This window comes from Micromonospora sp. NPDC023888, from assembly GCF_040639415.1.
Lineage (GTDB): Bacteria > Actinomycetota > Actinomycetes > Mycobacteriales > Micromonosporaceae > Micromonospora.
Map to the genome: position 1 here is coordinate 80,270 of NZ_JBEZZW010000017.1, position 24,475 is coordinate 104,744.

Here is a 24,475-nt window from a genome sequence, read left to right on the forward strand (position 1 = left end):
CCTCGGAAGGTCCAGATGAGACGTCTCCTCACCGCGGCGGTCGGCCGATTCCAGGTCCAGGACCAACGCGGCAACTGGCGCCGTGTCGCCAGCGCCGGGGACGCGACCAGCAGCGACGCCGCCGCTCCCGCGACCGCCGGAGGCCCGGTCTGGTGATTTCCACAGTGCATCCTGATGGGTGTTCTGAACCCCGCGAAGTCGGGGACGCCTCGTTTGGTTGCCACGGCGTACGGCGCTGCCAAGGAAACGCCAACCCGTGCTGGGCAACCTGATGACCAGGCCGTACGCGGGGTGCGGTCGGCATGGAGGTCATCGCATGGAGTTCCGGATCCTCGGCCCGCTGGAAGCGTCCGTCGAAGGAACGCCCCTGCCGCTCGGCGGACGCCGGCAGCAGCGGATCCTGGCCGTACTGCTGCTGCGGGCCGGCCGGGTGGTCCCGGCCGACAGCCTGGTCGACTGCCTGTGGCCGATGCGGCCGCCGGCCACCGCGGCGAGTCAGATCCGCAACTGCGCCGCGGCCCTGCGCCGCCAGCTCATCGCCGGCGGCCTGCCCGAGCGCTCGCTGGTACGCCGGCCGGGCGGTTACCTGCTGACGGTGGAGCCCGGCGCGCTGGATCGGACCCGGTTCGACGACGAGGCCCATCGGGCTCGGCGGGCGCTGGCCGCGGGTCGCGCGGCGGAGGCCGTCGGGTCCTTCCTGCGGGCCGAGAACCTCTGGCGCGGACCCGCCATCGCCGGTCTCGCCGACGGCATGCTGGAGCCGGAGGCCATGAGCCTGGAGGAGTCGCGGCTGCAGGTGATCGAGGAACGGCTGGAGGTCGAGCTGAGTCTGGGCCGGCACGCAGGGGCCGTACCGGAACTCACCGCACTGGCCCGGACTCATCCCGGCCGTGACCGCCTGCAGGCGGCCCTCATGGTCGCGCTCTACGGCAGCGGGCGGGGTGCCGACGCGCTGGCCTCCTTCGACCGGTTGCGCTCGTCGCTGCGCCGTGAACTCGGCCTGGAGCCGAGCCGGCGGCTGCGGGACCTGCGTCAGGCCATCCTCACCGAGGACGAGGCCCGGCTCCCGCCGATGGGCGTGGGGGCCGGCGCGTGACGGTGAGCCTCATCGGCGGGCATCTCCTCTTCGTTCGCAAGGTGACGAGATGCAGCTTGGGCAGTCGAGACATCAGCGGAGCATCGTCACACCCCCGATGTCGTCCGGTGCCGTCTGCACCGGTCGCTGCGAAGCAGTCGCACAGGCGGGAGGTCTGGAGGTCTGGAGGTCCGGATTTCCGCAGGTCGGCGTCGTCGTAGTAGCTGTTCGTGGAGACGTCCCATCCCCTCCCCGGTGTGAAATTCGTGCTCGTCATCACGCTTGGAACACGGTCCAGCTTTCCAGGAGACGGAACCCCATCGACTCGTAGAGCGGCCGACCCATCGCGCTGGAATGCAGGTACGCGGCATCCGCGCCGGCCGCGAACCCGTCCCGCAGAACGGCCTCCGTGATCATCCGGCCCAGCCCACGACCGCGTGCGGATCCGAGGACGGCGATGTTGAACACGCCAACCACCCCGGAGTTCCGCATCCCGAGTCCGGTGCCCAAGGCCCGCCCGGATTCCTCGGCCAGATAGCCGGTGATGGAATCGGCGTCGAGCACCCCACCGCCCATCAGTGAACCGAAGAGACCCTCGGGAACCTCGAAGCCCTCAGTGAGCGTGTCGGTGTAGAGGTCAGCATCCGCCGCGCGAACCTGTCGGACCAGCTCCCGTTGTGGCGCGCCGACCCGAAAGACGATGTCGGCCGCGGCGCAGCCCAGGAACGGCAGTTCAGTGCGTTTGAGCAGGCCGTGCCGGGCCGCGAGATCGCTGACCTCGTCGCCCGCCTCGCCCCGGACCATGATCGACCAATGCGCGGCCTGCCTGCCGACCTCGGTTGCCATCTCGTCGAGCGACTCGAGATCCGGCTCCAACGTCGTGTCGTAGGCCGCGTTCAGCGTCGCCACACCAGCATGGGTCACTCCCGCGCGGGCGGTGCCCCGCTCGGCGTACCAGCCCTTCGGGGTGACCGCGCAAAGGACCTCGATGGCGTCGAAATACGACGCTGCCAATCGATCGGCGATGGTGTTCAACATTGGCCTCCCAGTGTTCTCCCTCGGCCCGCAGGGCGCTAGCTCAGCCGACTTCAGAAACTCTGACCTGCGTATCCTCGCCGACCCCAGCCCTCTCGATTTCCACCGGTAGCTTTCCTGTGACTCAGATCCCGAAGTGCGGCCACGCAGGAAGTGATGCCACGGCCACACCGGGTGACGACCGGGTGAGGACCGGGTCAGCTTGGTAGCAACAGGGGGAGCGGCGCTCGTCCGCGATCGGCAAGGCAGTGCGTAACCTCCGCCGCGCGGCCCGGTCACCAAGGGCCCGCCCGGTGAACGCGGCGAACCCGGGCCACGTCCGGGTAGCGTGAGCCGAGATCGCGAACGTGGTGGCGATCAGCGCGCCTCGCCTTGAGTGCCGATGCCGCACTTAGTGCTGGCCGCGAGGATGCGTGCGCCAGCCAGCCAGTCGACCATGGCCACTAGCCGTAGGCAATTCCAGCGTGATCGAGTAGACGACACATATCGTGGAAACCCTCCGCGCAGGCATCGACGACAGCACCATGCCGGCCGGAGGTCTTCGCGTACTGCAACAGGAAGTACGGATCGACGAGGCCGGGGGCATAGATGTTGGCCTCGACGACCTCGCCGCTTGCCGAATTCTCGAACTGGCAGTGCTCTCCGTGCGGGTACAGGTACCAGGTCGCGCCGTGATATCGCACAGACTCCGGGGGGTCCGCGTCGACGTCGCTCACAGGTGACGAACCAGCCTCCATCTGCTCGACGAGTGCGGCTGCTACCCGGCGGAACTCGGCGACAAGGTTCTCCAGAGCCGGGCGTACGGTGGCGGCTTCCGAGTCGCTGACAAGCTGCAGCACAGTGACGATCGGCCCCTGGCGTCCCGCGGAGGCAAAGACGGCCATATCGGGCTGGAGCGCAACCCGTAACGCCCGCGCAGCGGCCGTGGCAGCCGGCATCGTGACGGTCTCGTCAAGGACGACGACCAGACCGCGGCCGCGGGCGACCCGCCGACGAAGGTCGGCGGGGTCCGGTACTCCTGCGGCAGTCGCACCGGCCCCTGATTCCATCCGGAAATGCTAACTCGTACGCATTCACCAACTGGCATGGCCGAGCGCACACGACCCGAGCGTCGAGGAGCGGCGATGGGCAGGCCGAACAGGTATGACCCAAGCAGGCGGTCAGCCCCTGGCCGGTCCCGCTCAATCGTCTGCTGCCGGCGTAGCTTCCGGCTCCGACCGATCAGTTTCCCGGCTCGCAAGCGCGAAGCGGTGGGTGAACTCGACAGTCTCGTCCAGGTGCAGAACGGTGACTGTCGCATCCTCCATCGGCGGCGTCTCGGTGCCGATCGAATATCGCGTCCGCACCAGTTCGTCGTACGGGCCCTGCTCGTCGATCTCGGCGAGGATGAACGGTGTGCCGGGAGCCCACCTCCCGGAGGCCGTCCAGGTGTACCGCAGCTCGACCTCGCCGTCGCGGGGGCAATCCCAGGTGAGTTGGCTTACGGCCGCACTGCCGGTGTTGGCAACCGCTGTCCAGCCAGTGCCGTCACGCCGAAGACAGACCCAGCTCGACTCCATCGAGCCGTAGTCGTACGGACTGCTGTCCCAGAATCCCACCAGGTTCTCGTCCCGCATGAAGAGCATGGTCGCAGAAGCGAGACGACGAGCTGCGCCGCTGCCACAGTCGTACCGGCCTGGTTCAATCCACCGGACAAGCGGGCACGACAGGCGGAGGACCCATGGGAAACTGGGGAAACGGCAACTTCGACAGCGACACCGCGGCCGACCATCTGGGAATGGTGACCGACCGACTCATCGCCGAAGTCGCCGAGGCGATGTCCGGCGACCCCGTCGAGATCGAGCCCGACGAGTACTGGGGCGTCGCCGTGCCCTGCAACCTCGAACTGCTCCACCTCATTGCACAACAGAACTACGTCGGGGCCAGCCTGCCCGACCCGGACACCATCGCCGGCTGGAAAACCAAGTTCCTGGCCGTCTGGGACGAGGCCATCGAGGACTTGGAGCCCACACCTGACCACAAGGAACAGCGGCGCGCCCACCTCGTCCGTACCTTCGACCAGCTCGCCGAACTGGCCTTGGCCGAACAGGCGTAACGCTCCGGCCCGTTCCCGCACCACCCACATCAGGGATGAACATCTCCCTGGTCGTCACTCGCCGTGCGGCAGGGAGACGGCATCGAAGTCAGCCGCCCCCGCCCCGTTACGTGCTTCTACCTGCTCGGCGACGCTGGCAGGCAGGTGCTTCTGACCTTGCCGCCGTTGAATCGGCGGGCAGGGTTGGAGCCGCCGCTCGCCGACGCACCACCCCCGCTCAGCCTGCTCGTTTCGGGCGCTGGCCTCCCTGCGAGGTGCAGTCATCTGACTGATGCCGCACGGATCACGCAGCGCAAGACTCTTGTGACGGGCGCAGGAAGCGCCCAGGAAATGAGAGCGACGCTGTGCTGGCTCCTGTTCTGTGAACCGCCGTGCCCCGCGATTGCCGACGTGATGGCGAGGCCGCCCCGCGTGTTCGACGTCGCACCGGCGGGCGGCCGCAGGCCGGCACCGAGGTACGTCGGATGATCGCGACTCCCGTAGCGCGAACCGTGGACGCACTTCTGGTCGATGCCGCCGTGGTCGGGTCGCGGCACGACTTGGCGGATCAGTTCATGAGCCGGCTCGCCACATCACCCGTACTCGGAGGTTCCGTTGTCCCTGCCATCACTCGTTCTCGTTCCGGGCGCCTGGCACAAGCCCGAGCACCTGGCGCTCCTGAAGGACGAACTACGGGATGTCGACGTCCAGGTCGTCGCTCTGTCCAGCAGCAGTGACAACCCGGAGGAAGTGGGTGACATGTACCAGGACGCGGCACTCATCGAAAAGGCCGTTGCCGAGATCGGCGGCCCCGTCGTCGTCGTGGCCCACTCGTACGGCGGCATCCCCACCAGCGAGGGCCTGGTCGGCGCCGGCAACGTTCGGAGGATCATCTACCTCGCTGCGTTCCAGATCGAGATCGGCGAATCGCTGCTGTCCAGCGCCGGAGGCACGCCCGCGCCGTGGTGGAAGATCCACGACGGCGCCGGTGCAGGTGACTACGTGGAGCCGGTGGATCCCATCAGTGTGTTCTACGGCGACGTCGATCCCGACATCGCCCGGCAGGCCGTGACGCAGCTGGGATACCAGTCATACGCCTCGAAGACCCAAAAGCAGACCAGGGCCGCGTGGCACACAATCCCCAGCACGTACATCGTCTGCGAGTCCGACAATGCCCTCCCGCCGGTCGCGCAGGAGTACTTCGCCACGCGGGCTGACCGGGTCGCGCGGATGGCGACGTCTCACTCCCCGTTCCTGTCACAGCCGGTGGCGCTCGCGCGGCTCATCCGGGACGAACTCGCCTCCGCGTGACGAGTTTTCTGCGTGCGGTGTGGGCCGGTGAGGGCCCGCGCCGCACGCGGCGCAGTTGTCTGTCGAGGTGCCGTGCCTGCGCGGTCCGCGGCGTCACTCGTGCTGGTTTGTGCGGGTCTCGTCCATGATCGTGAGGGCGTCTCGCAGACCCGCCCGCGATGTGATGCCGAGTTTGGGGAAGGTGCGGTAGAGGTGCGCGCCGACGGTCCGCGCCGAGAGGAACAGCTTTTCGCCGATCTCCTTGTTGGTCATGCCGGTCGCGGCCATCTGGGCTATGAGGTGTTCCCGGCCGGTCAGTGTCGCGTTTCCTGGCCGGGGGACCGTTCCCGTTCGCTGGCCTGCTGCCCTGAGCTCTCGGCGAGCGCTTCGCGCCCACTTATCGGCTCCGAGGCGTTCGAACGTCCGGTGGGCCCGTTCGAGGTGTTCCCGCGCGGCACGCCCCGATCTGATCCGTCTGAGATGCTGGCCGAACAGGAGTTCGACGCGGGCCCGGTCGAACGGCCACCGCTCGGCCTCCGGTGTCGCGAGCGCCCGGTCGAACAGGCTTGTCGCCTGTTCCTCGGCGGAGACGAGTGCCTCGGCGGCCGTCACCAGCATGTCGAGCCGGCCGGAGATCGTCTCCAGTCGCGCCACCTGAGCCGCGGCGACATGCGCCCGCGCTTCCACGTGGCGGTTGGTCCGGACGGCGGCCTCCACCACGTCGAGCACCATCCAGATCGCCACCGGGCGAAAAGGCGGGATCGTGCCGGCAGGGCCAATTGCCGTTGCCTCCCGGTATGCCTCCTCATAGTCCTGAGATCCCAGTGCGAGCAGGGTCCGGGTGTAGTGGCAAAGATGGCTCACCACGGCGACACCTCGAGGTACGGCCCAGTAGATGAGTTCGTCGGTGATCCGTCGCGCGGTCACGTCGTCGCCGCGCACAGCGGCGATTGTGGCGATCCAGTGATCGATGGCCCAGCGAAAGAGCCGCAGTCCCTGCTCCTTGGTCAGGGACAGCGCCTCGGCCAGGTACCGCTCGCTGTCCTGCCACTGGCCCAGGAAGTAGGCGTCGAGCGCCAGCAGGGTCAATGCCTGTGCCATGACATTCGTGTCGTCCGCGGCGCGTCCCCGCTCCAGCGCGCGATGCAGGGCGGCACGACAGCTACCGAGCCGGTCCACCCACGACCCGGCGAGGCCGACCAGGACGATCTCGCTGGGGTCATTGACGCTGTCCAGGCTCTCGACGAGCCGGTCGAGCTGTCGGTACGCCGCGTCGCCGGCGTTCGCTGGATCCGAGTGCGTATGCCGCATGAGAACGACGATGTCGAGGCCCTGGCGGTTCAGGTGCGACAAGACCACGTCGAAGGCTGACCAGAGATGGCTCCGCCCACCGAAGAAGCAGACGTACAGCAGGGTGAGTAGGGCCTCCCTGATCTGGAAGGTCGGATGCGACTCCTCACTTACGGCGTCCAACGCGCCGGTGAGGATGCGGTGAGCCGTGTCGACGTCTCCGTCGGCGTTGAGGATGACGAATGACGTGGCCACCGCCATGTCCAGGGAGCGCTGATGCCCAGCGTCGAGCTGACGCACCTCGCGCAGCGCGTCACCAGCTCCCGCGATCCCGCCCGCCAAGCGGGCACCGAGGTAGGCCGCGACAGCCAGGCGGCGAGCCCGCTGCGTGTCGGCGGGGCTGAGCATCGAGGCGTTGGTGAGCGCGGTGACCGCGCCGACGATGTCGCCGCGCCGGACCAGTCGATATCCCGCTTCTTCCAACGAGGAGGCTGCTTGCTCGTCAGGTCCGGGGCTGCTCTGCGCGAGGTGCCACACCCGCCGGTCTGGGTCGTCACGGGTGCCCTCGGCCAACCGGCGGTGGGCCGAGCGCCGCTGCGCGGCCGTGGAGGCGTTGACGACGGCCGATCGCGTCAGCGGATGAGAGAACACCAGTCGGGTGCCGTGGTCAGTTATGTGGACGAGTCGAGCGCGTTCCGCGGGTGCCAGTGTCTCCAGGAGGCGCTCACCCGCCGCGACCTCGAGGACGCGGAGGCTTCCGGTCGCCTCGAGTGCGGCGAGCAGCAGCGACTGTCGCGTGGCATCTGGCAGACCAGCGATTCGGTACGAGAATGCCATCTGGAGTCGGCGGTTGAGCTGGACGACGGAGAGGTCGGCCCTCGGACTGTCGTGACCCGGGCCGGCGAGGGCCAGCGGCAGTTCAACGAGCGCCAATGGGTTCCCGGCCGCGCTGGCCAACACCTGTCGTCGGATCGCGGGCGGCAATTCGGGATGACGGGCCGTCAAGAGCTCTGCCGCTGCCTGCTCGTCGAGAGGGGCCAGCACGTACTCGTCGAGGCGTGCTCGCTCGAAGAAACTTTCGGCCGCCGGACGCGCCGACCCGAGAAGGCCGACACGCGTCCCGGTCAGCCGCCGGGCCAGGAGCGTGAGCACCGCGGCGCTTGACCTGTCGAGCCATTGGACGTCGTCGACGAGGATGAGGATCGGCGAATCGTGAGCTGCGGCACGGAGCACATTCCGGAGTGCTTCGGTGATCGCCATCCGATCCAGTGTCGTAGAGGTGTTCGGATCGAGAAGGGCTTCCAGGATGGTGGCTCGCGTAACCTCGGCACCGGGGACCGAATCGACGATCGGGCTCACAATCTGTTTCAGCGCCGCGAAACTGATGTCCGCTTCGAACTCGACCGCCGTCACCCCCAGGACGCGGCCGCCCTCTGCCACCCAACGCCGGGCGGCGTATCGCAGCAGCGTGGTTTTACCCATACCGGGATCGGCGACAATGATCAAAGACTTGCCGGACGTGCGCGAGTGCTCGCAGAACTCATCGATTGTCGCAAGAACGTCACTTCTGCCGACGATGTCTGTCGTCATTTCCCATCACGCTCTGCGTCGTCGGACTCGGCCGCCTTCAGTGGCCTGGGTAGGGACGATCATACCGGTTCTACGAAGTCGAGCCGATTGGTCCGAGGAGTCCGTAGACACCAGCACCCGGTGTGCCGCTGTTCAGTCCGAAGGTGCGGCTCGGGTTCGGGCACCCGGCGATGGACGGCGACCGGCTCGCTCATACGGACCTCGGCCCGGCCAACCTGATCGTCACCGAGGATCAGGTGCCCGATATGGGAATCAGGAAGTTTTCGATATCACGTGCGTAGTGCAATGTTGTGGTGGTGGGTCGGGTCCGTGCTTTGGTTGTGAGCCAATAACGCCCGGGGCCGCCGAAGCACAGGGATTGGCGAAACGTTCCTGGTGCCTTCTGCGGTGCGCGGGCCGATTTGTGTTGGATGCAGCCAGCGCGGGAGCGGAAGCGGCGCAGGCGCGTACCGCCGGGTGAGGATCTTGCAGATCGCGGCGAGGCGCGACGCCGAGGTCGCCGACGGCCAGGACCAGGGCGGCCCGCTCGTCCGGCCCGGCCGCCCGGGTCAACTTCTTCAGGCGAGAGGCGTCACCCCACCGCAGGCGCCGATCGTATGCGCGGCTGCGGCCTGGACCTGCGGGGACGGATCGGACAACGCCGCAGTGGCCGTGGCCAGCAACGCCGGCACGATCTGCCGGCAACCGAGCACGGCCCGGACGTAGAGGGCGCCCTGCAGCCGCTCGTCCTCCCAGATCCCCTCCTCGTCGCCATCGCCGAGCGCCTGGGCCAGAGCGGCGTCCACGTCGAAGTCTGGCACGGGCAGGTCCCTGTCCGTGCTGCTGCCCGCCTCGGCCACCGCGGCCAGGAAGTTGAGCAATTCGGCACGCAGGCCGGGATCGGTCACCCGCGGGTCGGCGAGCAGCGCGGCCACATCGAGGGCGGCCGGTGGGGTCGCGGTCCACGGCGTTCCCTGATGGATGATCGCGGACCACAGATGCTTGATCGCCCTCGCGCGGGCCGCCGGGTCGTCACCGGCGAGCGCCGTCAGGTGGCCGGGGGTGTCCACGGCGAGGCCGTAGGCGTGCAGCAGAGTTGCATACTCGGTCACGCCTGAAAAATACCCGGTCGGCACCGAGGATCAGCGTATTGCTGGTCGCCGCTACGCGCTTCGCGACGTTGACCTGTCGTGGCGCCGAGTACCCGCGGGCGACAACATCAACGGAGACGGCTCGCGGCAAGCCCGCTGACGTTCAAGCGTAGTGTCCGTCCAACCTGGAACGACTTCGGCCCTGGCCTGCGACGGGCGAGGCCGCAGGTCAGGGCCGTTGCGGTTGATGCGCCCGTCAGGCCGGCACGTGACCTGCCGTCCAGCACGCCGAGTGACTGTGGCAGGCGACGTATGCCGCAAGCGCATCGTGTAGCGCCGACAGTCGCGCTGCCGAGAGCCCGGCGGCGATGTTGTTGAGCTGGTAGGGGTCGATGGTCCGGTTGTAGTACTCCCGTTCGCCGTTCGAGTACTCGACGTAGGTGTAGGTCGCTGTTCGTAGGGCCTCGTAGGTGATCGGGCTGCCGTTGCGGCGGTCCTGGGCGTCGGGATCGTCGGCGGCCTGGTTGGGGCCGTGGTGCTCGATCAGCGCCCCGGTACGCCAGTTCGGTGCCGCCTCGCCCTGCGCGAGAGGAAGCAGGTTGCGTCCGTCGACGTGCGTGCCGACGTCGGCGGCGCCGATGCGCTGGAAGGTCGGTGCCAGGTCGATGTTCTGCACGATCTCGGCGCGCTCCGATCCGGGAACGACGCCCGGCCCGGCGACGACGAGCGGCACCCGCACATCGGTGTCGAAGGCGGTCTGCTTGCCTCCGGTCAGCCGGTACTCGCCCATGTGGAAGCCGTTGTCGGAGCTGAACACCACGTAGGTGTTGTCGGCGATGCCGCTGGTGGCGAGCTGGGCGCGCAGGTTGCCGATCAGCCGATCGACGGCCTGCACCGACTGGGCACGCTTGCGGAAGTTCGTGTCCAGGGTGCTCTTCTCCTGTGCGGTGAGCGGTCCGTTGTCGGCCAGCCAGGACGGCGGGTTGGTGGGCAGCCGGTCGTACGCCGCGGTGCGCGGGGCGGTGAGGCCGGGGAAGTCGTCGAGGTCCTGGTTGGCCGGGGTGAACGGGCTGTGCGGAGCGAAGGTCGAGACCTCCAGCAGGAAGGGCGTGTTGGCGGCCGCCGAGCGCTGGATGAAGTCTTTGCCCTTGCGGGACAGGACGTTTGTCAGATAGTCGGCCGGTTGGCTGCCGTAGTGGACCACTGTGTGGTTCTCGTTGAGGTCGTAGTTGTACTCGGGGTACCCGTTGCCCGCCACGTACCACTCCGACCAGCCGGGCGGGACGTACGGCAGCGAACCACCCTGCGTGTCCGCCGGCAGGTAGCCGTTGAGGTACTTGCCGAGGAAGCCGGTCCGGTAGCCCTGGCCCTGCAATACGGTCGCGAAGGTGCGGTTCTCGTTGCCCCGGCCCTTGAAGACCGCGAACCCGCCGTCGGCTCCACCATTGGTGAATACACCGGTGTCGTGCGGGAACTGCCCGGTGAGGATCGACGAGCGGGACGGGCAGCACAGCGAGTCGGTCACCGTGTAGTTGGTGAAGGTGGCCCCTTCGCTCTGTAGTCGCTGCACCTGCGGCAGGTATTGCACGAGGTTCCACGCGAGGTCATCAACGAGTACGAAGATGATGTTGGGTGCGGTGGCGGTGGGCGCCGGGGGAGCGGGCTCCGCGCCGCGTGCCGGTGTCCAGGCGGTGAGCAGAGCCAGCCCGGCCACGAGGGTGGCGGCGAGGAGGCGTCGGTGAGTGATAGCCATGCTGCCAAGCCTGGTCAAAATTTGTCAGCAGCTATTCAACAAGTGGTGATGATCCGGTCAATACCCCGGTAGCCGCACAGCCCGGCCCGTGCCACCGTGTCCATCGGGGCGCTGACGCCGATGAGCACCGCCCGAGGTGACCCAGGCAGCCGACGGATCAGTGCCGCCAGTCGCTCAAGGCGAGGGGAAGGCCGCCCGGCACGCACGGCCCGACAAGCGGGAGTCCGGAAGACGACGGATACTCGCCTGATGACTGGACCGGATCTCGACCCCGAACAGTATCCGCCCATCGACCCGCGTGAACCGGTGCCCGACGACGCGGGCATCCTTCTGCTCGGCGCGCCGGACGAACTGCCCGAAGCCCCGGCCGAACCGATGCCAGACGACGGTGGCAACGCCGGCGGCGTGCGCGAGCCGGCATAGATCGGTCCGCGGTCGAGCGCGACACCAGCTTGACCGCCGGTGCCGGCGCCGACGGCGCTCAAGACGTCGAGGGCGCCGCCCACCGGCGTCCGCAAAATGCGGGTGTGGACGTCGTCGTCTGTTCTTGTCAGGAATTCCCGACCGCCTGGGTTTTCGGCTACAACACGCGACGTTTCTTGCAGGACGGAGGTCGCTATTGGGCGACCATCTTCGGCCTCCTGAAGCCGGCCTGGATCAATACCAGGTGCGTCGGTACGACGCCTGGTACCGCACATAACACTCGCTATGAGCAGTCGCAGAACGCGGTCGCCTGGACGATGCCCGCGACCTTCACGGTGACCGTCGGCGTCTCCGCGGCGAGTCCGACGGCTTTCGCCATGTCGTCGGACCAGACGATGAGGTCATCGGCTCCGGAGGTCGCCCGGATGGCGGAGGTCGTGAGAATCGCCTTGATCTGGAACGTGGCGTTGATGGGCGGCTTTTGGACGTAGGCCAGAGCGACCCAGTCGCCACCGGGGACCTCTTTCGTGGAATCCCACTGGACGTAGTACCGCGGCGCGTCTCCGGGGCAGCATTCGCGCGCGATCAGCACATACGAATGCAGCCCAGTCGCAGCGCGCGTCCTGCCGCGCACCTCGACGGCGCAGACGTCTTTCACACACTTCACGGTTGCGCCATCTGTTGACGTTGGCGTGAGGATCATGACAGGCGGTGGAGGGCTGGGCGACGGCGCCGGGGGCGACGCCGGGGGCGCGGACGCCGGGGGGCGGTCGGACTCGGCAGACCTGTCCGACAGAAGATTCGGCAGGCCGACGGCGAGCGCCACGATCACCCCGGCAGCGGCAGAGACTCCGACCACGGCTTCCCACAGCCGCGACGGAGAGCGGGGTTGCCGCCCTTCGCTACCTCCTATGGCCGGGGGCGACGCGTCTTTGTCGGAGACACCGTCTGAGCTGCCAGGTGGGGTACCCTCCTGGGCCTCTTCCTCGTTCACCCCATATCCCCCCATACCATCTCAACGGTCGTCGCCAGAATATCGTGAATTCCACTATCGGCGATGGAGTCAATTGTCGGCTCGTCGAAGTAGAGCAGGGTTCGTGGCTGAAGGCGACCCGAGTGTGAATGGCTCTGTGGCCCATTGTGATCATCTGAGTGTCTAGTCGGATAGTCACAAGTAAACAGCTGCGGGCATGGTCAACGATACGACCCGGCTGCTGGGCCTGGCGGGGCCTGGTCGCCGTGAAGGTCGAACTGGACGCCGTGTGCGTCCCGGTGGTGGATCTGTCCACCGGTTGCGAGCAGGCACGATGCTGTGCTGAGTGCGGTCAGTGGGCGGTGCGGGTGACGCAGGGGGCCACGACCCGGCCACGGGATCTGCCGGTCGCGGGTCGGCCGGTGAGGCTGCGCTGGCGTAGACGACGCTGGTACTGCCCGACGACCCTCCGCCGCCACCGCGGGCACCTCAACTCCGCTTAACTCCGAAGAGCCCTTATGACACACGGCCTAGGAGTCCTCTATCCGCAGGCAACCTGCGCGGCCGTCGGCAGATAGAAACGCGAGTGCCACCGGAGCGGCACCGAGGTTGAGATAGAACGGCGTCCAGTTCGTCGCCAGACGCAGAAGGGGCCGCCACGGCCCACCCGCAGGCCAGTCATCCGCGTCGAGCGGCAGGACCGTACCGCCGATCTTGTCGTAGTCGATCGCTTGGACGTAGCGGTCCCGATCTTCGGACGACAGCGCCAGGTAAACGTCCGACAACAGGGGTTCGGGATCCTCATCGCGAACCAGGTCGACTGTGTACTCCGCAGGTGATCCATCGTCGTGGTAGAGCGTCGGGCCGCTGGACAGTGGGACGGTTGGCCCGGCGAAGGTACCGGGCTGGACGACCACGGCGTTCTCGCCCCCGTCAGCGAAGATGACGTCCGGGTCGAACTCGTCGGCATCGCGTCCGTGGCCCCCGTGAGTGACGAAGACGTAGGCGAGCCGTCCCGGGTCGTCGCCGATGAGTTCGGGTTCGAGCACCATCTGGCACAGGAAGCGCATCGGCGTGCCCCAGGCCGCGCTGACTGGCCACTGCGGTGGCTCGAGCCAGGTGGGCTGGCCGCCGAACTTGGTGATCGGCTCGGTCACGGGCGTCTCGGCGCGCCGGTAGTCCACGATTCGCCATACGGCAACCATGGCGCGGACCGTAGCAGGGGTCCGTCCTGGGAACCGGCCATCCCGACACGCGCGTCGCCCGAACAAAACTCGAACACTCGCACGCGAGGCCTCGCAACATCTCGAACACCGACACGCGAAGATCCTCACCCAACAGACAGCGTGGACCGCTCCAGCTTCCGCTTCACCTCGTCGGCACCGACGGAGATCAAATCCCTCTGGACATCTCGTTAGCCAGGTGAAAGGTGGGAGGCAAAGTCGCTGCGCGCTTCTACTGCGTGTCGGCAGGAGGCCGGTGCTTGTCGAAGCAGCGGTGCCACGACTCGTTTAATCCGCCAGTTTGTGCTTGGGGCGACCTGGGCAAACGTGCGTGAGCATGTCGCCGGGCCACCGGACTGCTGGGGGTCAAGGGGTCGTCGGTTCGAATCCGGGACGGCTGTGGCAATCTACGCCTGAAGGCCACCGCGCACCGCCAGCGTCAGCAACGTGAAGGCCGCGCGCCAAGCGGCCAAGGACACGTTCCTGGCCATCTACACCCGTGGCGGAAAGCCACCCGACACCACGACCACCGCGCCCGTCATCGCGTGGCGCGAGCTGCTCGACCCACTGCCGGTGCGGCGTCCGGCGAGGGTATTCTCTGACTGTCGGGTCGAGAGGCGCTGCGACGGGCGGAGCCCGCCACGCTCGGCCTTCATTTCATCGACAAGGGCGCCTCCGAACTTCGGAGGCGCCCTTGAGTGCGTTAGTGAACGTGAGAAGCACCGCATCGTCGTTGCGGCAGCTGATGTCGCAGCGTGTTCTGGTGTTGGACGGCGCCTGGGGAACGATGTTGCAGGGTGCGAAACTCAGCGCCGCAGACTATCGAGGCGACCTGATTGTCGACCATCCGCGGGACGTCAGCGGTGATCCCGACCTGCTCAACCTGACCCGGCCGGACGTCATTCTGGACGTACACCGGCGGTATCTGGCCGCCGGCGCCGACATCACCACCACCAACACCTTCACGGCGACGAGCATCGGCCAGGCCGACTACGGGCTCCAGTCACTGGTTCGTGAGATGAACGTCCAGGGTGCGCGGCTGGCCCGGCAGGCGGCGGACGAGTTCGATGGCCGGTTCGTGGCCGGCTCGGTCGGGCCGCTGAACGTGACACTGTCGCTGTCGCCGCGGGTCGAGGACCCGGCGTATCGCGCCGTCGACTTCGACGAAGTGCGCGCGGCGTACGCGGAGCAGATCTCGGCTCTGGCCGAGGGCGGTGTCGACCTGCTTCTGATCGAGACGATCTTCGACACGTTGAACGCGAAAGCCGCCATCGCCGCGGCCCGTGAGGTCGCGCCGCAGCTGCCGCTGTGGATCTCCGTAACCATCGTCGACCTCAGCGGCCGGACCCTGTCGGGGCAGACCGTGGAGGCGTTCTGGCGCTCGATAGAGCGGGCAAATCCGCTGGTCGTCGGCGTGAACTGCTCGCTGGGCGCGGCCGAGATGCGCCCGCACGTCGAGGAGCTTTCCAAGATCGCCGGGACCTATGTGGCGTGTCACCCCAACGCCGGTCTGCCGAACGCTTTCGGCGGCTACGACCAGACGCCGGAGGAGACCGCCGGCCTGGTCGGCGAGTTTGCCGCGTCCGGCATGGTCAACATCGTCGGCGGCTGCTGCGGCACCTCACCGGACCACATCGCCAAGATCGTCGCCGCCGTGGCGGGCACACCGCCACGGACGGTTGCCGCCCTGCCGGAAACCACCCGGTTCAGTGGGTTGGAGCCGTTCGCGATCGGACCGGACACCGGGTTCGTGATGATCGGTGAGCGCACCAACGTGACCGGCTCGGCCAAGTTCCGCCGGCTCATCGAGTCGGACAACTATCAGGGCGCGGTCGACGTGGCCCTGGAGCAGGTCCGCGGAGGCGCCAACCTGCTCGACGTCAACATGGACGCCGACCTGCTCGACAGCGAGCGCGCCATGACGACCTTCCTGAACCTCATCGCCACCGAGCCGGAGGTAGCCCGGATCCCGGTGATGATCGACAGCTCGAAGTGGACGGTCCTCGAAGCTGGCCTCAAGTGCGTGCAGGGCAAGGGCGTGGTCAACTCGATCAGCCTCAAGGAAGGTGCGGAGCCATTCCTGGCTCAGGCCCGCCGGATCCGCGATTACGGCGCCGGCGTGGTGGTGATGGCCTTCGACGAACACGGCCAGGCCGACACCACCGACCGCAAGGTGTCCATCTGCGGCCGGGCCTACGATCTGCTCGTCGAGCAGGCCGGGTTCGCGCCGGAGGACATCATCTTCGACCCGAACGTCCTCGCGGTCGCCACCGGCATCGCCGAGCACAACGGATACGCGAAGGCGTTCATCGACGCCCTCCCGCTGATCAAGGCGCGCTGCCCGGGTGCCCGCACCAGCGGCGGCATCTCCAACCTGTCCTTCTCCTTCCGCGGCAACAACGTGGTTCGCGAAGCCATGCATTCCGCGTTCCTGTTGCACGCTGTCCGCGCCGGGCTGGACATGGGCATCGTCAACGCCGGCCAGCTCGCCGTGTACGCCGACATCCCCGCCGACCTCCTCGAACTCGTCGAGGACGTGATCTTCGACCGGCACCCGGACGCCACCGAGCGCCTGGTCACCTTCGCGTCGACCGTTACCGGTTCGGGCACCAAACGCGAGGTCGACCTGTCGTGGCGCGAGGCGCCGGTGAACGAGCGGCTGTCGTACGCGCTGGTCCAGGGCATCGTCGACTTCATCGAACAGGACACGGAGGAGGCCCGGCAGGGCCTCGCCCGACCCCTCGATGTCATCGAGGGTCCGCTGATGGACGGGATGAAGATCGTCGGCGACCTGTTCGGCGCCGGCAAGATGTTCCTGCCGCAGGTGGTCAAGAGCGCCCGGGTGATGAAGCGCTCGGTCGCCTACCTCGAACCGTTCATGGAGGCCGAGAAGGAGCAGGCCCGCCTGGAGGGCCGGATCGACCCGGGCCGCGGGCAGGGCAAGATCGTGCTGGCGACCGTGAAGGGCGATGTGCACGATATCGGCAAGAACATCGTCGGCGTGGTCCTGGGCTGCAACAACTACGAGGTGATCGACCTGGGCGTGATGGTTCCGGCCGGCCGGATTCTAGACACGGCCGTCGCCGAGGGCGCTGACGCCATCGGCCTGTCCGGCCTGATCACGCCATCGCTGGACGAGATGGTCACGGTCGGTGCCGAGATGCAGCGCCGCGGCCTCAAGGTGCCCCTGCTGATCGGCGGGGCCACGACATCGCGTCAACACACCGCCGTCCGCATCGCCCCCTCGTACGACGGCACAACCGTGCACGTGCTCGACGCGTCCCGGGTCGTCGGCGTGGTCTCCGACCTGCTCGACGATGGCCGGGCCCGCGAGCTGGACCGCGCCAACCGCGTCGAGCAGGAGCAACTGCGCGAGGCGCACGCCAACCGGCGCTCCCAGCCGATGCTCGGCTTGGCTGAGGCTCGCGCCAACCGCGAGGAGGTCGACTTCAGCGACCTGCCGACCCCGGCCTTCACCGGCCGGCGGACGGTCCAGCCCATCCTTGCCGAGCTGCGCGAGATGATCGACTGGCAGTTCCTGTTTCTGGCCTGGGAACTCAAGGGCAAGTTTCCGGCGATCCTGGATCAGCCGGTCGCCCGCGCGCTCTACGACGACGCCAACACCCTGTTGGACGAGATCACGAAGGATGGCTCCTTCCAGGCCCGGGGCGTCTACGGCTTCTGGCCCGCGCGCTCCGAGGGCGACGACATCGTCCTCGGCAACGGGTTGCGCCTGCCGATGCTGCGCCAGCAGACGGTCAAACCGGCCGGCCGCAGCAACCGCTGCCTGGCCGACTACGTGGCGCCCGATGGCGACCACCTGGGCGGCTTCGCGGTGACCATCCACGGCGGCGACTCCCTGGCCGCGCACTACGAGGCCCAGCACGACGACTACCGCGCGATCATGGTCAAGGCGCTGGCTGACCGGCTTGCCGAAGCCTTCGCCGAGTACGTCCACCTGAACGCCCGTCGCGACTGGTTCGAGCCAGACGCCGAGCCGGACCTCGCCGACCTGCACGCCGAACGCTTCCGGGGTATCCGACCGGCGCTCGGCTACCCGGCCAGCCCGGACCACAGCGAGAAGCGGGAACTGTTCGACCTGCTGAAGGCCGCCGAGCTCGGCATCGGCCTGACAGAGTCCTTCGCGATGACGCCGGCCGCCAGCGTCAGCGGGCTGATCTTCGCCAACCCGGCGGCGAAGTACTTCACAGTGGGCCGTATCGGCAAGGACCAGATCGAAGACTACGCCGCCCGCCGCGCCATGAGCGTCGCCGACGTCGAGCGGTGGCTGCGACCCAATTTGGCCTATGAACCGTCTTGACGGGATCCCAGGCGCGTACAAGGACATCACCGAGTGATGGCGCAGCAGGAGGACCTGGTGCAGGTGGTCGCGCACCTCAAGCAGGTGGTCTGCGTGAAGGGCTGACGACCGGGCCGCGCCCCCGCCGCATTCGGCGGCGGCGCGAACCCGGTGGTCATGACCTCAGGCGGCCGTGTCGAGCACGACGCGGAACCGGGCCTCGCCCGACAGCATCCGGCTGTACGCCTTCGGCGCCTCGGACAGCGGCAGGACCTCGTTCATCGAGCGGACGCCCTGCCGCTGGCTGAACAGCAGGTTGTCCTCGTTCTCGATGGAGCTGCCGGTCAGACTTCCGCTGACCGTCCGCGTCCCGAAGATCAGGTCGCCGGTCTGCACCTCGATCGGGTCGAACGCGGCGCCCAGGACGATCAGCCGGCCGCGCGGTGCCAGCCCCGGGACCAGGGGCGACATCGACGCGCCGCTGGCCGCGGTGGCCACGATCGCGGCCGCGCCACCGAGGCGCTGCAGCGCCTCACCGGGGTGCTCGACGCTGCTGTCGATGTAGTGCTCGGCGCCCAGCTGGGCCGCCAGCTCCGCCTTGCCGGTGCCGCGAGCGATCGCGGCGACCCGGAAGCCGAGCCTGGTGGCGTACTGGATGGCCAGGTGCCCGAGGCCGCCGATGCCTTGCACGGCCACGAAGGCGCCCGGAGCGGCGTCGATCTGCTGCAGCCCCTTGGACACGGTCAGCCCCGCGCAGAGCAGTGGCGCCGCGTCGACGGCGGACAACCCGTCCGGGATCCGGACCAGTCCGGTGGCCCGGGCGAAGGCCACCTCGGCGTACCCGCCGTCCACTGTGGTTCCGGTGGCGGGCTGGTCGGTGCAGTTGACGAAGTCGCCGCGTCGGCACTGCTCGCAGGCGCCGCAGTGACCGTTGAGATAACCAACGCCCACCCGGTCACCGACCTGCCACGTCGTGACCCCGGCGCCGACGGCGTCGACCACTCCGACGATCTCGTGGCCGGGCACGATCGGGACCGAAGGGTCCGGCCGCAGTAGCCCGTTGACGGCGAGAACATCGCTGTGGCAGACGCCGCAGGCCTCGACCCGCAGCCGTACCTGCCCGGGGGAGGGCTCGCTCAACTCGCGCTCGACGAGGGCGAAGGTTCCTCCCTGAACCTCGTATGCACGGTAGACAGACATGTTCCGTTCCTCGTGGTCGTGGCGTGACGGGTTGGTCATGCCTGGGTGGAGCCGAAGGTGAAGAGCACCTTGCCGGCGCGCTCCGGAGAGGCGTTGCGGGCCAGGGCCTCGGCGTAGCGGTGCAGCGGGAAGGTGGAGTCGACCGGGACGGCGAGCTGGCCGCTGGCGACCAGCTCGACGATCTCGGCGATCACCGCTTCGATCTCGGCGCGCGGCGCGGTGTGGAACCAGCTGACGACCCACAGGCCGCGCAGCGCCAACTCACCGAAGACGAGGTTGCCCAGCGGGAGGGCCGGCGGCTCACCGGTGGCCGACGAGTAACTGACCACGGTGCCGCCGGTCTCCACCACGGTCGCGAGCTTGCCCGCGGTGGCGCCGCCCGCGCCGTCGAAGACCATGCGCAGCCGGGCACCGCCCAGCGCCTCCGTGGTCCGCTCGGCCAGGTCGTCGCCGTCGACCAGCACGACGTCCGCACCGGCGGCTCGGGCCTCCTGGGCGGCCTTCTCGCTGCGGACGACGCTGACCGTCCGGACGCCGGCGATCCGGGCGAGTGTGGTCACGGCGCGCGCGACGGCAGAGTTGCCGAGCGTCTGGCCGATCCAGTCGCCGGGCTTGAGGTCGACGTACCTGTTGAGCATCAGGTAGGCGGTCACTGGGTTGATCACCGCCATGGACAGTTGCAGGGCGTCGACGCCCTCGGGTACGGCGACCACGTTGCGCGCGGGGACGACGACCCGGTCGGCCCAGACGCCCTGCTCGTAGCTGCCGAGGATCACCACTCGCCGGCCCGCCAGCGACTGGTCGGCTGCCGGTCCGACGGTGAGCACCCGTCCGACGCCCTCGGCGCCGATCGAGCCGGGAATGGTCGGCTGCACGGCGTACCAGCCGTTGGCGAAGAGGTTGTCGACGGGGTTGATCGGTGCCGCCTCCATCTGGAGGAGCACGTCGTGGGTGCCGACGGTCAGATCGCCGTCCTCGTCAAACCGGACATTCTGCGCGGGGTCGCCGACTCCGACCAGGGTGAGCTTGCTCATGGTGGTGCTCCTTGCAGTGGAATGTGCCAGACGTAATGAGTGTTCGCCGTTTGACCCTTACGAAACTAGCAGCCACATCTGCCAGACGTAAGGGGCGTTCGGCTTTGACCTCTGCAACGTATGCTGGAGCCCATGGCGACCAGCACCGCACGCGCCGGCGACGACGGCCCCGTTCCCGCCCGAGCGGCGGCCGTGGTGGGCCTTCTCAACTCGCGCTCGTACTCGTTCTCCCCAGACCAGCTCGACACCGCGGAGCACGCCACCGCCGTGCTGCTGCCCTTCGGGCAGGAGGGCGTGCCGTCCCCGCAGCGGCTGGACCTGGTCCGTGCCGTACGCGCCGACCTGCTCGACGTCGTGGACCCACCGGACCGCACCGACCCCGCCGGACACTGGGCGGCCCTCGCCGGACGCACGGCATCCATCACCTTCCGCCAGGACTTCAGCGCTCCCGGCCACGCGGAGCTGCGGCAGGTCACCGGCGACCCGGTGGTCGGCGAGATCATCCAATCCGTCGCCGCGCTCGTCACCGAGGGCAACTGGTCGCGGCTGCGGCTCTGCGCCAACGAGGAATGCCGCGTCGTGTTCTACGACACGAGCCGCAACCGCAGCCGTCGCTGGCACTCCTACGAGTTCTGCGGCAACCGCGCGAACGTCGCCGCGTACCGGGCCCGCTCGGCCGGGAGTCGGCCCGGTACGCCATCGGCCCGCTGAGCGGCGGGCCGGAGAGGCCGTCAGAAGCCGGCGAAGACGCGCCGCAGGTCGGCCAGGCTCAGCGGGCCGGTCACCCGCACCCCGTCGGGAGTGTGCTGGGGACTCAGCCGACCGGTGGCCAGCCGCAGCCCGGCCAGCTCCTGCGGCCGGCTGGTCCAGCCCAGCATGCCGCCGCCCTGCTCCGGCGCGGCCACGTCGAGAACGCTGGCCGAGTGGACGAGGCGATGGTGGCCGCTGCCCGGGTTGGCTCAGGCGGCCGGGATCGCGTCGGCCACGGCGTCCGGGTGGGTCAGGCGGGCCGAAGCCGAATCGTTCGCCTGCCGGCGCCCGCCGCGGTCAAGCACTCCGGGTTCGGCGCTGGCGGGTCGGCGAGGTTGGCCTGTCCTCGTCCGGATCCGGCGATTCCTTGTCAGATGGTCGTCGCGTCGCCGGGCCGAAGGTCGACGAGCACCTCCGTCAAGCCCGCCTCTTCGAAGGCGCGCACGACGTCGTCGGCGTCCTGGGTGTAGTGCCCCCAGCCGTCCTGGTGGACCGGGACCACCGCCCGGGCGCCGAGCAGGGCAGCTGCTCGTGCCGCCAGTTCCGCGCTCAGGGTGAGGAGCCCCTCGCCGCGTGCCGCGATCCGGGCCGCGCCGAGGTTGAGAATCGCGATCTCTATCGCCGGAAACTGCTCCGCGACAACCGCGACGACATCCAACGAGGCGTTGTCACCGCTGACATAGACCGTCGGCCAACCATCCGCCTCCAACACGAATCCGATGACCGGGCCGTTGACCACACCGATCTCCGGCGTCCCGTGCAGCGCCGGGACAGCCGTGACGCGGATGTCGCCGACCTCGGCGTGCTCGAACAGCCGGAGGCCGACGGCATGAGGGCCGAGATTCGGTGCCCCCGCCGCGGTGGTGAACACACGAGGGGCCCGGCGTGCGTACTCCCGTCCGGAGATGTCGAGGTTGTCGATGTGATGCTCGTGCGACACGAGCACCACATCGACCTGGTCGAGGTCCCCGGGCGGGGCGCTCGGGCCGGTCAGCTTGGTCGCGGTGACCGGTCCGTTCTGGTACGTCCGCGGTTCGTCGAAGGTCGGATCCAACACGACCTGCGAGCCCGCGTAGTCGAGGACGGCCGTCGGCCCGCCGATGATGCGTACGGTCAGCTTGTTCATGGCGTTCTCCTTGGTTGCCCTGTGGCGCTTGCAGTCGTCGACGTCAGGCCGCGAGCCGGCTGTTGATGGTGAGGCCGCGACGGGCCCGGCTCGTTCGCACGAGGACGCGGTGGGTTGGCTCGTAGCCCACGGCTCCGGCGACCGCCTGCTGGCCGACCCCGTGGTCACCCCACCGGGTAACCGGTGGCCGTGTCACCGAAGCGGGATGCCGGTGTCGCTCCCAGGCAGCCTCCGGCCGTGGATGCGACGCTCGTCTGCCGTGATGGCGACGTCGTTGATGCTGGCTTCGCGGCGGCTCATGTAGCCGCGGTCGTCGAACTCCCACTGTTCGTTGCCGTAGCTGCGCCACCATTGGCCGGTGGCGTCGTGCCACTCGTACTGGAACCGTACGGCGATGCGGTTCTGGTGGAACGCCCACAGCTCTTTACGCAGGGCGTAGTCGAGCTCGCGTTCCCACTTCTCGGTCAGAAAAGCTTCGATCTCGGCACGGCCGGTGAGGAAGGTCGACCGGTTGCGCCAGGTGCTGTCGGGTGTGTAAGCGGCGGCAACGTGCTGGGGATCGCGGCTGTTCCAGGCGTCTTCTGCCGCCTGGACCTTGATCAGCGCGGTGGCGGCGGTGAACGGGGGCAACGGGTGCCGCAGCGGTGCCCGCGTGTCGTCGGCGTCAGTGCTCATGGCTGTCCCTGCTTCCCTGCTGCTGGCGGACGGGTACGGCGGCGCAGTTGCTCGCGTAGGGCGTGGTTGTCTGCGCGGAGGCGGGCGAGTTCGTCGCGTATCGGTGCGAGCGCGTCCGAGAGTTCCGCTTCGCTGAAGCGCGGCGTGATGTGTTGAGGGCAGTTCCAGTCGTAGCCCTGCACGTGCACGGTGATCAACCGTTCCACCTTGCCCAGCTGCTTGGGCGCGCCCGGCCATTCCAGCAGGTCCTCGGACGTGCCGTCGCGCACGTCGGTGACGTGGGCCGTGCCGATGATTTTGAGGCGGCGTTGGTGTGCGTAGTCCATGAGCAGTAGTGAAACCCGGGGCGAGGTGCCGAGGTTGCCGACCGACAGATATTGCCGGTTGCCGCGTAGGTCGGCCCAGCCGAGGACGCTGTGCCCGTCAACGGGGTCGAGGACGCGTAGGAAACCGGGTGGGCCACCGCGGTGCTGCAGGTAGGGCCAGCCGTTCTCGCTGACCGTGGCGAGGTAGAAGCTGTCCCGTTCGGCGATGAAGGTGGCCTCACCAGCGCCGAGCATTGCATCGGTGTCCCAGCCGGCGACCATCCGTTGAATGGCGGGTCGGCTGCCGTAGCACTGTTGCGCGGCGGCCACCGACGGAGTGGTCAGTTCTTGCAGGTAGCGATGTGGCATGACGAAACGTCTTCCAGGGTGTAGGTCGGTGCGGGCGGCGACGGCTGCCCGCCCCAGCAGGCAGACGGGCTGGTCGGGGCAGGGTGCGGCCGAGGACGTCGCGGGCCAGCCACCTAACCGTCTTAACGGCTTTGACCGGTAAGACATTACGACGCTATGGCTAACCGGTCAACTGGCGAACGGTGGTAAGGTTCGGCGCATGACGCGGCGACCGCTGGTGGGCGAACCCCTCGCGCTGGACCTGGTCAACACCCAGTGGGCCGAGCGTGGCCGCATCGTCGACCTGTTCGACGAGCCCGACGGACTACGGGGATGGCTCGCCGAGCACGGACTCCCGGGCGATCCCGCATCGGTGGAGGTTCCGTTGCGCCAGGCGCGTTCGGCGCTGCGCCGCGTCCTCGAGCAACCCGGCGAGGACGCCGAGCAGGGGATCAACGCGATCCTCGCCCGCGGCGCCACGCGCTACACGCTTCGTCAGTCGGCCGTACAGGAGCACCGTGACGTCGACACCGACTGGCTTCCCTCCTGGCAGGCGGTCACCAACTACCTGGACCTGCTGCGCCAGCAACCCACCCGAATCCGACGCTGCGGCAACCCCGCCTGCGTCCTGCACTTCTACGACACCTCGCGCAACGGCACCCGGCGCTGGTGCTCCATGGATGGTTGCGGCAGTCGCGCCAAAGCCGCCCGCCACTACCAACGCCACCGGACGCCCACCGCATAGCCGCGTAGCAAGCGCCGCGATCCGATATGTACCTGTGCGTCGGCGCGCTGTGACTTCCTGGATCACCCGCGGCCAACCCGCCCGCCGACAACCCCGTCATACCTTCACCTGGCCCTGATCAACCCATCTCAAACACGCTCTAAGAGGTTCATTGGCTGGTCGGGGCCGATTCATCTCCGATTCGGCCAAGATCATT

Annotated in this window: 24 protein-coding genes, 1 pseudogene and 1 riboswitch; of the genes and pseudogenes, 11 read left to right on the forward strand and 14 right to left on the reverse strand. The window is 68.3% G+C overall.

Annotation, left to right across the window (positions count from 1 at the left end; translation table 11 throughout):
• The first annotated feature begins 15 nt into the window (after positions 1 to 15).
• A complete protein-coding gene (locus AB0F61_RS17555) occupies positions 16 to 156 on the forward strand; it encodes a hypothetical protein (protein ID WP_357810431.1) in 141 nt (46 codons plus the stop codon).
• 160 nt (positions 157 to 316) lie between these two features.
• A complete protein-coding gene (locus tag AB0F61_RS17560; protein ID WP_357810434.1) occupies positions 317 to 1,096 on the forward strand; it encodes an AfsR/SARP family transcriptional regulator in 780 nt (259 codons plus the stop codon).
• A gap of 255 nt (positions 1,097 to 1,351) precedes the next feature.
• Here the strand turns inward: AB0F61_RS17560 and AB0F61_RS17565 are convergent, their stop codons facing one another.
• From AB0F61_RS17565 to AB0F61_RS17575, 3 genes are all read right to left on the reverse strand, one after another.
• A complete protein-coding gene (locus tag AB0F61_RS17565; RefSeq protein WP_357810437.1) occupies positions 1,352 to 2,113 on the reverse strand; it encodes a GNAT family N-acetyltransferase in 762 nt (253 codons plus the stop codon).
• A 440-nt stretch (positions 2,114 to 2,553) separates the two neighbouring features.
• Positions 2,554 to 3,159: a hypothetical protein gene (locus AB0F61_RS17570; RefSeq protein WP_357810440.1), complete on the reverse strand. Its 606-nt coding sequence runs from the start codon at positions 3,157 to 3,159 to the stop codon at positions 2,554 to 2,556.
• 132 nt (positions 3,160 to 3,291) lie between these two features.
• Entirely contained in the window at positions 3,292 to 3,726 is a 435-nt protein-coding gene (locus AB0F61_RS17575) for a hypothetical protein (RefSeq protein WP_357810443.1), read from the reverse strand.
• A gap of 104 nt (positions 3,727 to 3,830) precedes the next feature.
• Between AB0F61_RS17575 and AB0F61_RS17580 the strand changes: the two genes are divergently transcribed.
• Positions 3,831 to 4,205: a DUF4259 domain-containing protein gene (locus AB0F61_RS17580; RefSeq protein WP_357810446.1), complete on the forward strand. Its 375-nt coding sequence runs from the start codon at positions 3,831 to 3,833 to the stop codon at positions 4,203 to 4,205.
• A 594-nt stretch (positions 4,206 to 4,799) separates the two neighbouring features.
• Positions 4,800 to 5,495, forward strand: a complete 696-nt coding sequence (locus AB0F61_RS17585) for an alpha/beta hydrolase (RefSeq protein ID WP_357810449.1) — start codon at positions 4,800 to 4,802, stop codon at positions 5,493 to 5,495.
• Between the two features lie 93 nt (positions 5,496 to 5,588).
• On the opposite strand, the gene AB0F61_RS17590 is transcribed toward AB0F61_RS17585, so the two are convergent.
• Positions 5,589 to 8,354 (reverse strand): AAA family ATPase, encoded by a 2,766-nt coding sequence (locus tag AB0F61_RS17590; protein ID WP_357810452.1) that lies wholly within the window; start codon positions 8,352 to 8,354, stop codon positions 5,589 to 5,591.
• A gap of 122 nt (positions 8,355 to 8,476) precedes the next feature.
• Here AB0F61_RS17590 and AB0F61_RS17595 point away from each other — a divergent pair, with 122 nt between their 5' ends.
• Complete coding sequence (locus AB0F61_RS17595) at positions 8,477 to 8,635, forward strand: hypothetical protein (protein WP_357810455.1); 159 nt, start codon at positions 8,477 to 8,479, stop codon at positions 8,633 to 8,635.
• 276 nt (positions 8,636 to 8,911) lie between these two features.
• Here AB0F61_RS17595 and AB0F61_RS17600 read toward each other — a convergent pair whose 3' ends face one another.
• Entirely contained in the window at positions 8,912 to 9,445 is a 534-nt protein-coding gene (locus AB0F61_RS17600; protein ID WP_357810458.1) for a hypothetical protein, read from the reverse strand.
• A 235-nt stretch (positions 9,446 to 9,680) separates the two neighbouring features.
• Positions 9,681 to 11,177: a sulfatase gene (locus AB0F61_RS17605; RefSeq protein WP_357810461.1), complete on the reverse strand. Its 1,497-nt coding sequence runs from the start codon at positions 11,175 to 11,177 to the stop codon at positions 9,681 to 9,683.
• Positions 11,178 to 11,426: 249 nt separating this feature from the next.
• Here AB0F61_RS17605 and AB0F61_RS17610 point away from each other — a divergent pair, with 249 nt between their 5' ends.
• Positions 11,427 to 11,600: a hypothetical protein gene (locus AB0F61_RS17610; protein ID WP_357810464.1), complete on the forward strand. Its 174-nt coding sequence runs from the start codon at positions 11,427 to 11,429 to the stop codon at positions 11,598 to 11,600.
• Between the two features lie 283 nt (positions 11,601 to 11,883).
• Here AB0F61_RS17610 and AB0F61_RS17615 read toward each other — a convergent pair whose 3' ends face one another.
• Complete coding sequence (locus tag AB0F61_RS17615) at positions 11,884 to 12,258, reverse strand: hypothetical protein (protein ID WP_357810467.1); 375 nt, start codon at positions 12,256 to 12,258, stop codon at positions 11,884 to 11,886.
• Positions 12,259 to 12,941: 683 nt separating this feature from the next.
• On the opposite strand from AB0F61_RS17615, the gene AB0F61_RS17620 reads away from it, so the two are divergent.
• On the forward strand, positions 12,942 to 13,076 hold the full coding sequence (locus tag AB0F61_RS17620; RefSeq protein ID WP_357810586.1) for a transposase family protein: 135 nt from the start codon (positions 12,942 to 12,944) through the stop codon (positions 13,074 to 13,076).
• A gap of 27 nt (positions 13,077 to 13,103) precedes the next feature.
• Here the strand turns inward: AB0F61_RS17620 and AB0F61_RS17625 are convergent, their stop codons facing one another.
• A complete protein-coding gene (locus AB0F61_RS17625; protein WP_357810470.1) occupies positions 13,104 to 13,778 on the reverse strand; it encodes a hypothetical protein in 675 nt (224 codons plus the stop codon).
• 624 nt (positions 13,779 to 14,402) lie between these two features.
• Positions 14,403 to 14,478, forward strand: a riboswitch (S-adenosyl-L-homocysteine riboswitch).
• A 24-nt stretch (positions 14,479 to 14,502) separates the two neighbouring features.
• On the opposite strand from AB0F61_RS17625, the gene metH reads away from it, so the two are divergent.
• Both metH and AB0F61_RS17635 read left to right on the forward strand, forming a co-directional pair.
• Positions 14,503 to 18,117 carry a methionine synthase gene (gene metH, locus AB0F61_RS17630; protein ID WP_357810473.1) on the forward strand — a complete coding sequence of 1,205 codons (3,615 nt, stop codon included), beginning with the start codon at positions 14,503 to 14,505 and terminating at the stop codon, positions 18,115 to 18,117.
• Positions 18,113 to 18,222, forward strand: a pseudogene (locus AB0F61_RS17635) (RtcB family protein); the annotation flags it as partial. The gene metH and the pseudogene AB0F61_RS17635, both read left to right, overlap by 5 nt.
• 57 nt (positions 18,223 to 18,279) lie before the next feature.
• Here AB0F61_RS17635 and AB0F61_RS17640 read toward each other — a convergent pair.
• Both AB0F61_RS17640 and AB0F61_RS17645 read right to left on the reverse strand, forming a co-directional pair.
• Positions 18,280 to 19,296 (reverse strand): alcohol dehydrogenase catalytic domain-containing protein, encoded by a 1,017-nt coding sequence (locus AB0F61_RS17640; RefSeq protein WP_357810476.1) that lies wholly within the window; start codon positions 19,294 to 19,296, stop codon positions 18,280 to 18,282.
• Between the two features lie 35 nt (positions 19,297 to 19,331).
• Complete coding sequence (locus AB0F61_RS17645; RefSeq protein ID WP_357810479.1) at positions 19,332 to 20,330, reverse strand: zinc-dependent alcohol dehydrogenase family protein; 999 nt, start codon at positions 20,328 to 20,330, stop codon at positions 19,332 to 19,334.
• A gap of 132 nt (positions 20,331 to 20,462) precedes the next feature.
• Between AB0F61_RS17645 and AB0F61_RS17650 the strand changes: the two genes are divergently transcribed.
• On the forward strand, positions 20,463 to 21,041 hold the full coding sequence (locus AB0F61_RS17650) for a CGNR zinc finger domain-containing protein (RefSeq protein WP_357810481.1): 579 nt from the start codon (positions 20,463 to 20,465) through the stop codon (positions 21,039 to 21,041).
• A gap of 20 nt (positions 21,042 to 21,061) precedes the next feature.
• Here AB0F61_RS17650 and AB0F61_RS17655 read toward each other — a convergent pair whose 3' ends face one another.
• The 4 genes from AB0F61_RS17655 to AB0F61_RS17670 form a co-directional block, all read right to left on the reverse strand.
• Positions 21,062 to 21,235, reverse strand: a complete 174-nt coding sequence (locus AB0F61_RS17655) for a hypothetical protein (protein WP_357810484.1) — start codon at positions 21,233 to 21,235, stop codon at positions 21,062 to 21,064.
• A gap of 215 nt (positions 21,236 to 21,450) precedes the next feature.
• The gene (locus tag AB0F61_RS17660) at positions 21,451 to 22,206 is read right to left on the reverse strand and encodes an MBL fold metallo-hydrolase (RefSeq protein ID WP_357810487.1); all 756 of its coding nucleotides are present in this window, start codon (positions 22,204 to 22,206) and stop codon (positions 21,451 to 21,453) included.
• Positions 22,207 to 22,398: 192 nt separating this feature from the next.
• Positions 22,399 to 22,881 (reverse strand): nuclear transport factor 2 family protein, encoded by a 483-nt coding sequence (locus tag AB0F61_RS17665; RefSeq protein ID WP_357810490.1) that lies wholly within the window; start codon positions 22,879 to 22,881, stop codon positions 22,399 to 22,401.
• The gene (locus AB0F61_RS17670; protein ID WP_357810493.1) at positions 22,878 to 23,555 is read right to left on the reverse strand and encodes a pyridoxamine 5'-phosphate oxidase family protein; all 678 of its coding nucleotides are present in this window, start codon (positions 23,553 to 23,555) and stop codon (positions 22,878 to 22,880) included. The genes AB0F61_RS17665 and AB0F61_RS17670 overlap by 4 nt, the downstream gene beginning before the upstream one ends.
• Before the next feature lie 199 nt (positions 23,556 to 23,754).
• Here AB0F61_RS17670 and AB0F61_RS17675 point away from each other — a divergent pair, with 199 nt between their 5' ends.
• Positions 23,755 to 24,279, forward strand: coding sequence for a CGNR zinc finger domain-containing protein (locus AB0F61_RS17675; RefSeq protein WP_357810496.1), 525 nt, complete (start codon positions 23,755 to 23,757; stop codon positions 24,277 to 24,279).
• The last annotated feature ends 196 nt before the right edge of the window (positions 24,280 to 24,475 follow it).

Bases quoted from the DNA above. Each gene is read 5' to 3' on its own strand.
- AB0F61_RS17555 (WP_357810431.1), top strand. From the start codon at position 16: ATGAGACGTCTCCTCACCGCGGCGGTCGGCCGATTCCAGGTCCAGGAC.
- AB0F61_RS17560 (WP_357810434.1), top strand. From the start codon at position 317: ATGGAGTTCCGGATCCTCGGCCCGCTGGAAGCGTCCGTCGAAGGAACG.
- AB0F61_RS17565 (WP_357810437.1), bottom strand. From the start codon at position 2,113: ATGTTGAACACCATCGCCGATCGATTGGCAGCGTCGTATTTCGACGCC.
- AB0F61_RS17570 (WP_357810440.1), bottom strand. From the start codon at position 3,159: ATGGAATCAGGGGCCGGTGCGACTGCCGCAGGAGTACCGGACCCCGCC.
- AB0F61_RS17575 (WP_357810443.1), bottom strand. From the start codon at position 3,726: ATGCGGGACGAGAACCTGGTGGGATTCTGGGACAGCAGTCCGTACGAC.
- AB0F61_RS17580 (WP_357810446.1), top strand. From the start codon at position 3,831: ATGGGAAACTGGGGAAACGGCAACTTCGACAGCGACACCGCGGCCGAC.
- AB0F61_RS17590 (WP_357810452.1), bottom strand. From the start codon at position 8,354: ATGACGACAGACATCGTCGGCAGAAGTGACGTTCTTGCGACAATCGAT.
- AB0F61_RS17605 (WP_357810461.1), bottom strand. From the start codon at position 11,177: ATGGCTATCACTCACCGACGCCTCCTCGCCGCCACCCTCGTGGCCGGG.
- AB0F61_RS17610 (WP_357810464.1), top strand. From the start codon at position 11,427: ATGACTGGACCGGATCTCGACCCCGAACAGTATCCGCCCATCGACCCG.
- AB0F61_RS17625 (WP_357810470.1), bottom strand. From the start codon at position 13,778: ATGGTTGCCGTATGGCGAATCGTGGACTACCGGCGCGCCGAGACGCCC.
- AB0F61_RS17640 (WP_357810476.1), bottom strand. From the start codon at position 19,296: ATGTCTGTCTACCGTGCATACGAGGTTCAGGGAGGAACCTTCGCCCTC.
- AB0F61_RS17645 (WP_357810479.1), bottom strand. From the start codon at position 20,330: ATGAGCAAGCTCACCCTGGTCGGAGTCGGCGACCCCGCGCAGAATGTC.
- AB0F61_RS17650 (WP_357810481.1), top strand. From the start codon at position 20,463: ATGGCGACCAGCACCGCACGCGCCGGCGACGACGGCCCCGTTCCCGCC.
- AB0F61_RS17660 (WP_357810487.1), bottom strand. From the start codon at position 22,206: ATGAACAAGCTGACCGTACGCATCATCGGCGGGCCGACGGCCGTCCTC.
- AB0F61_RS17665 (WP_357810490.1), bottom strand. From the start codon at position 22,881: ATGAGCACTGACGCCGACGACACGCGGGCACCGCTGCGGCACCCGTTG.
- AB0F61_RS17670 (WP_357810493.1), bottom strand. From the start codon at position 23,555: ATGCCACATCGCTACCTGCAAGAACTGACCACTCCGTCGGTGGCCGCC.
- AB0F61_RS17675 (WP_357810496.1), top strand. From the start codon at position 23,755: ATGACGCGGCGACCGCTGGTGGGCGAACCCCTCGCGCTGGACCTGGTC.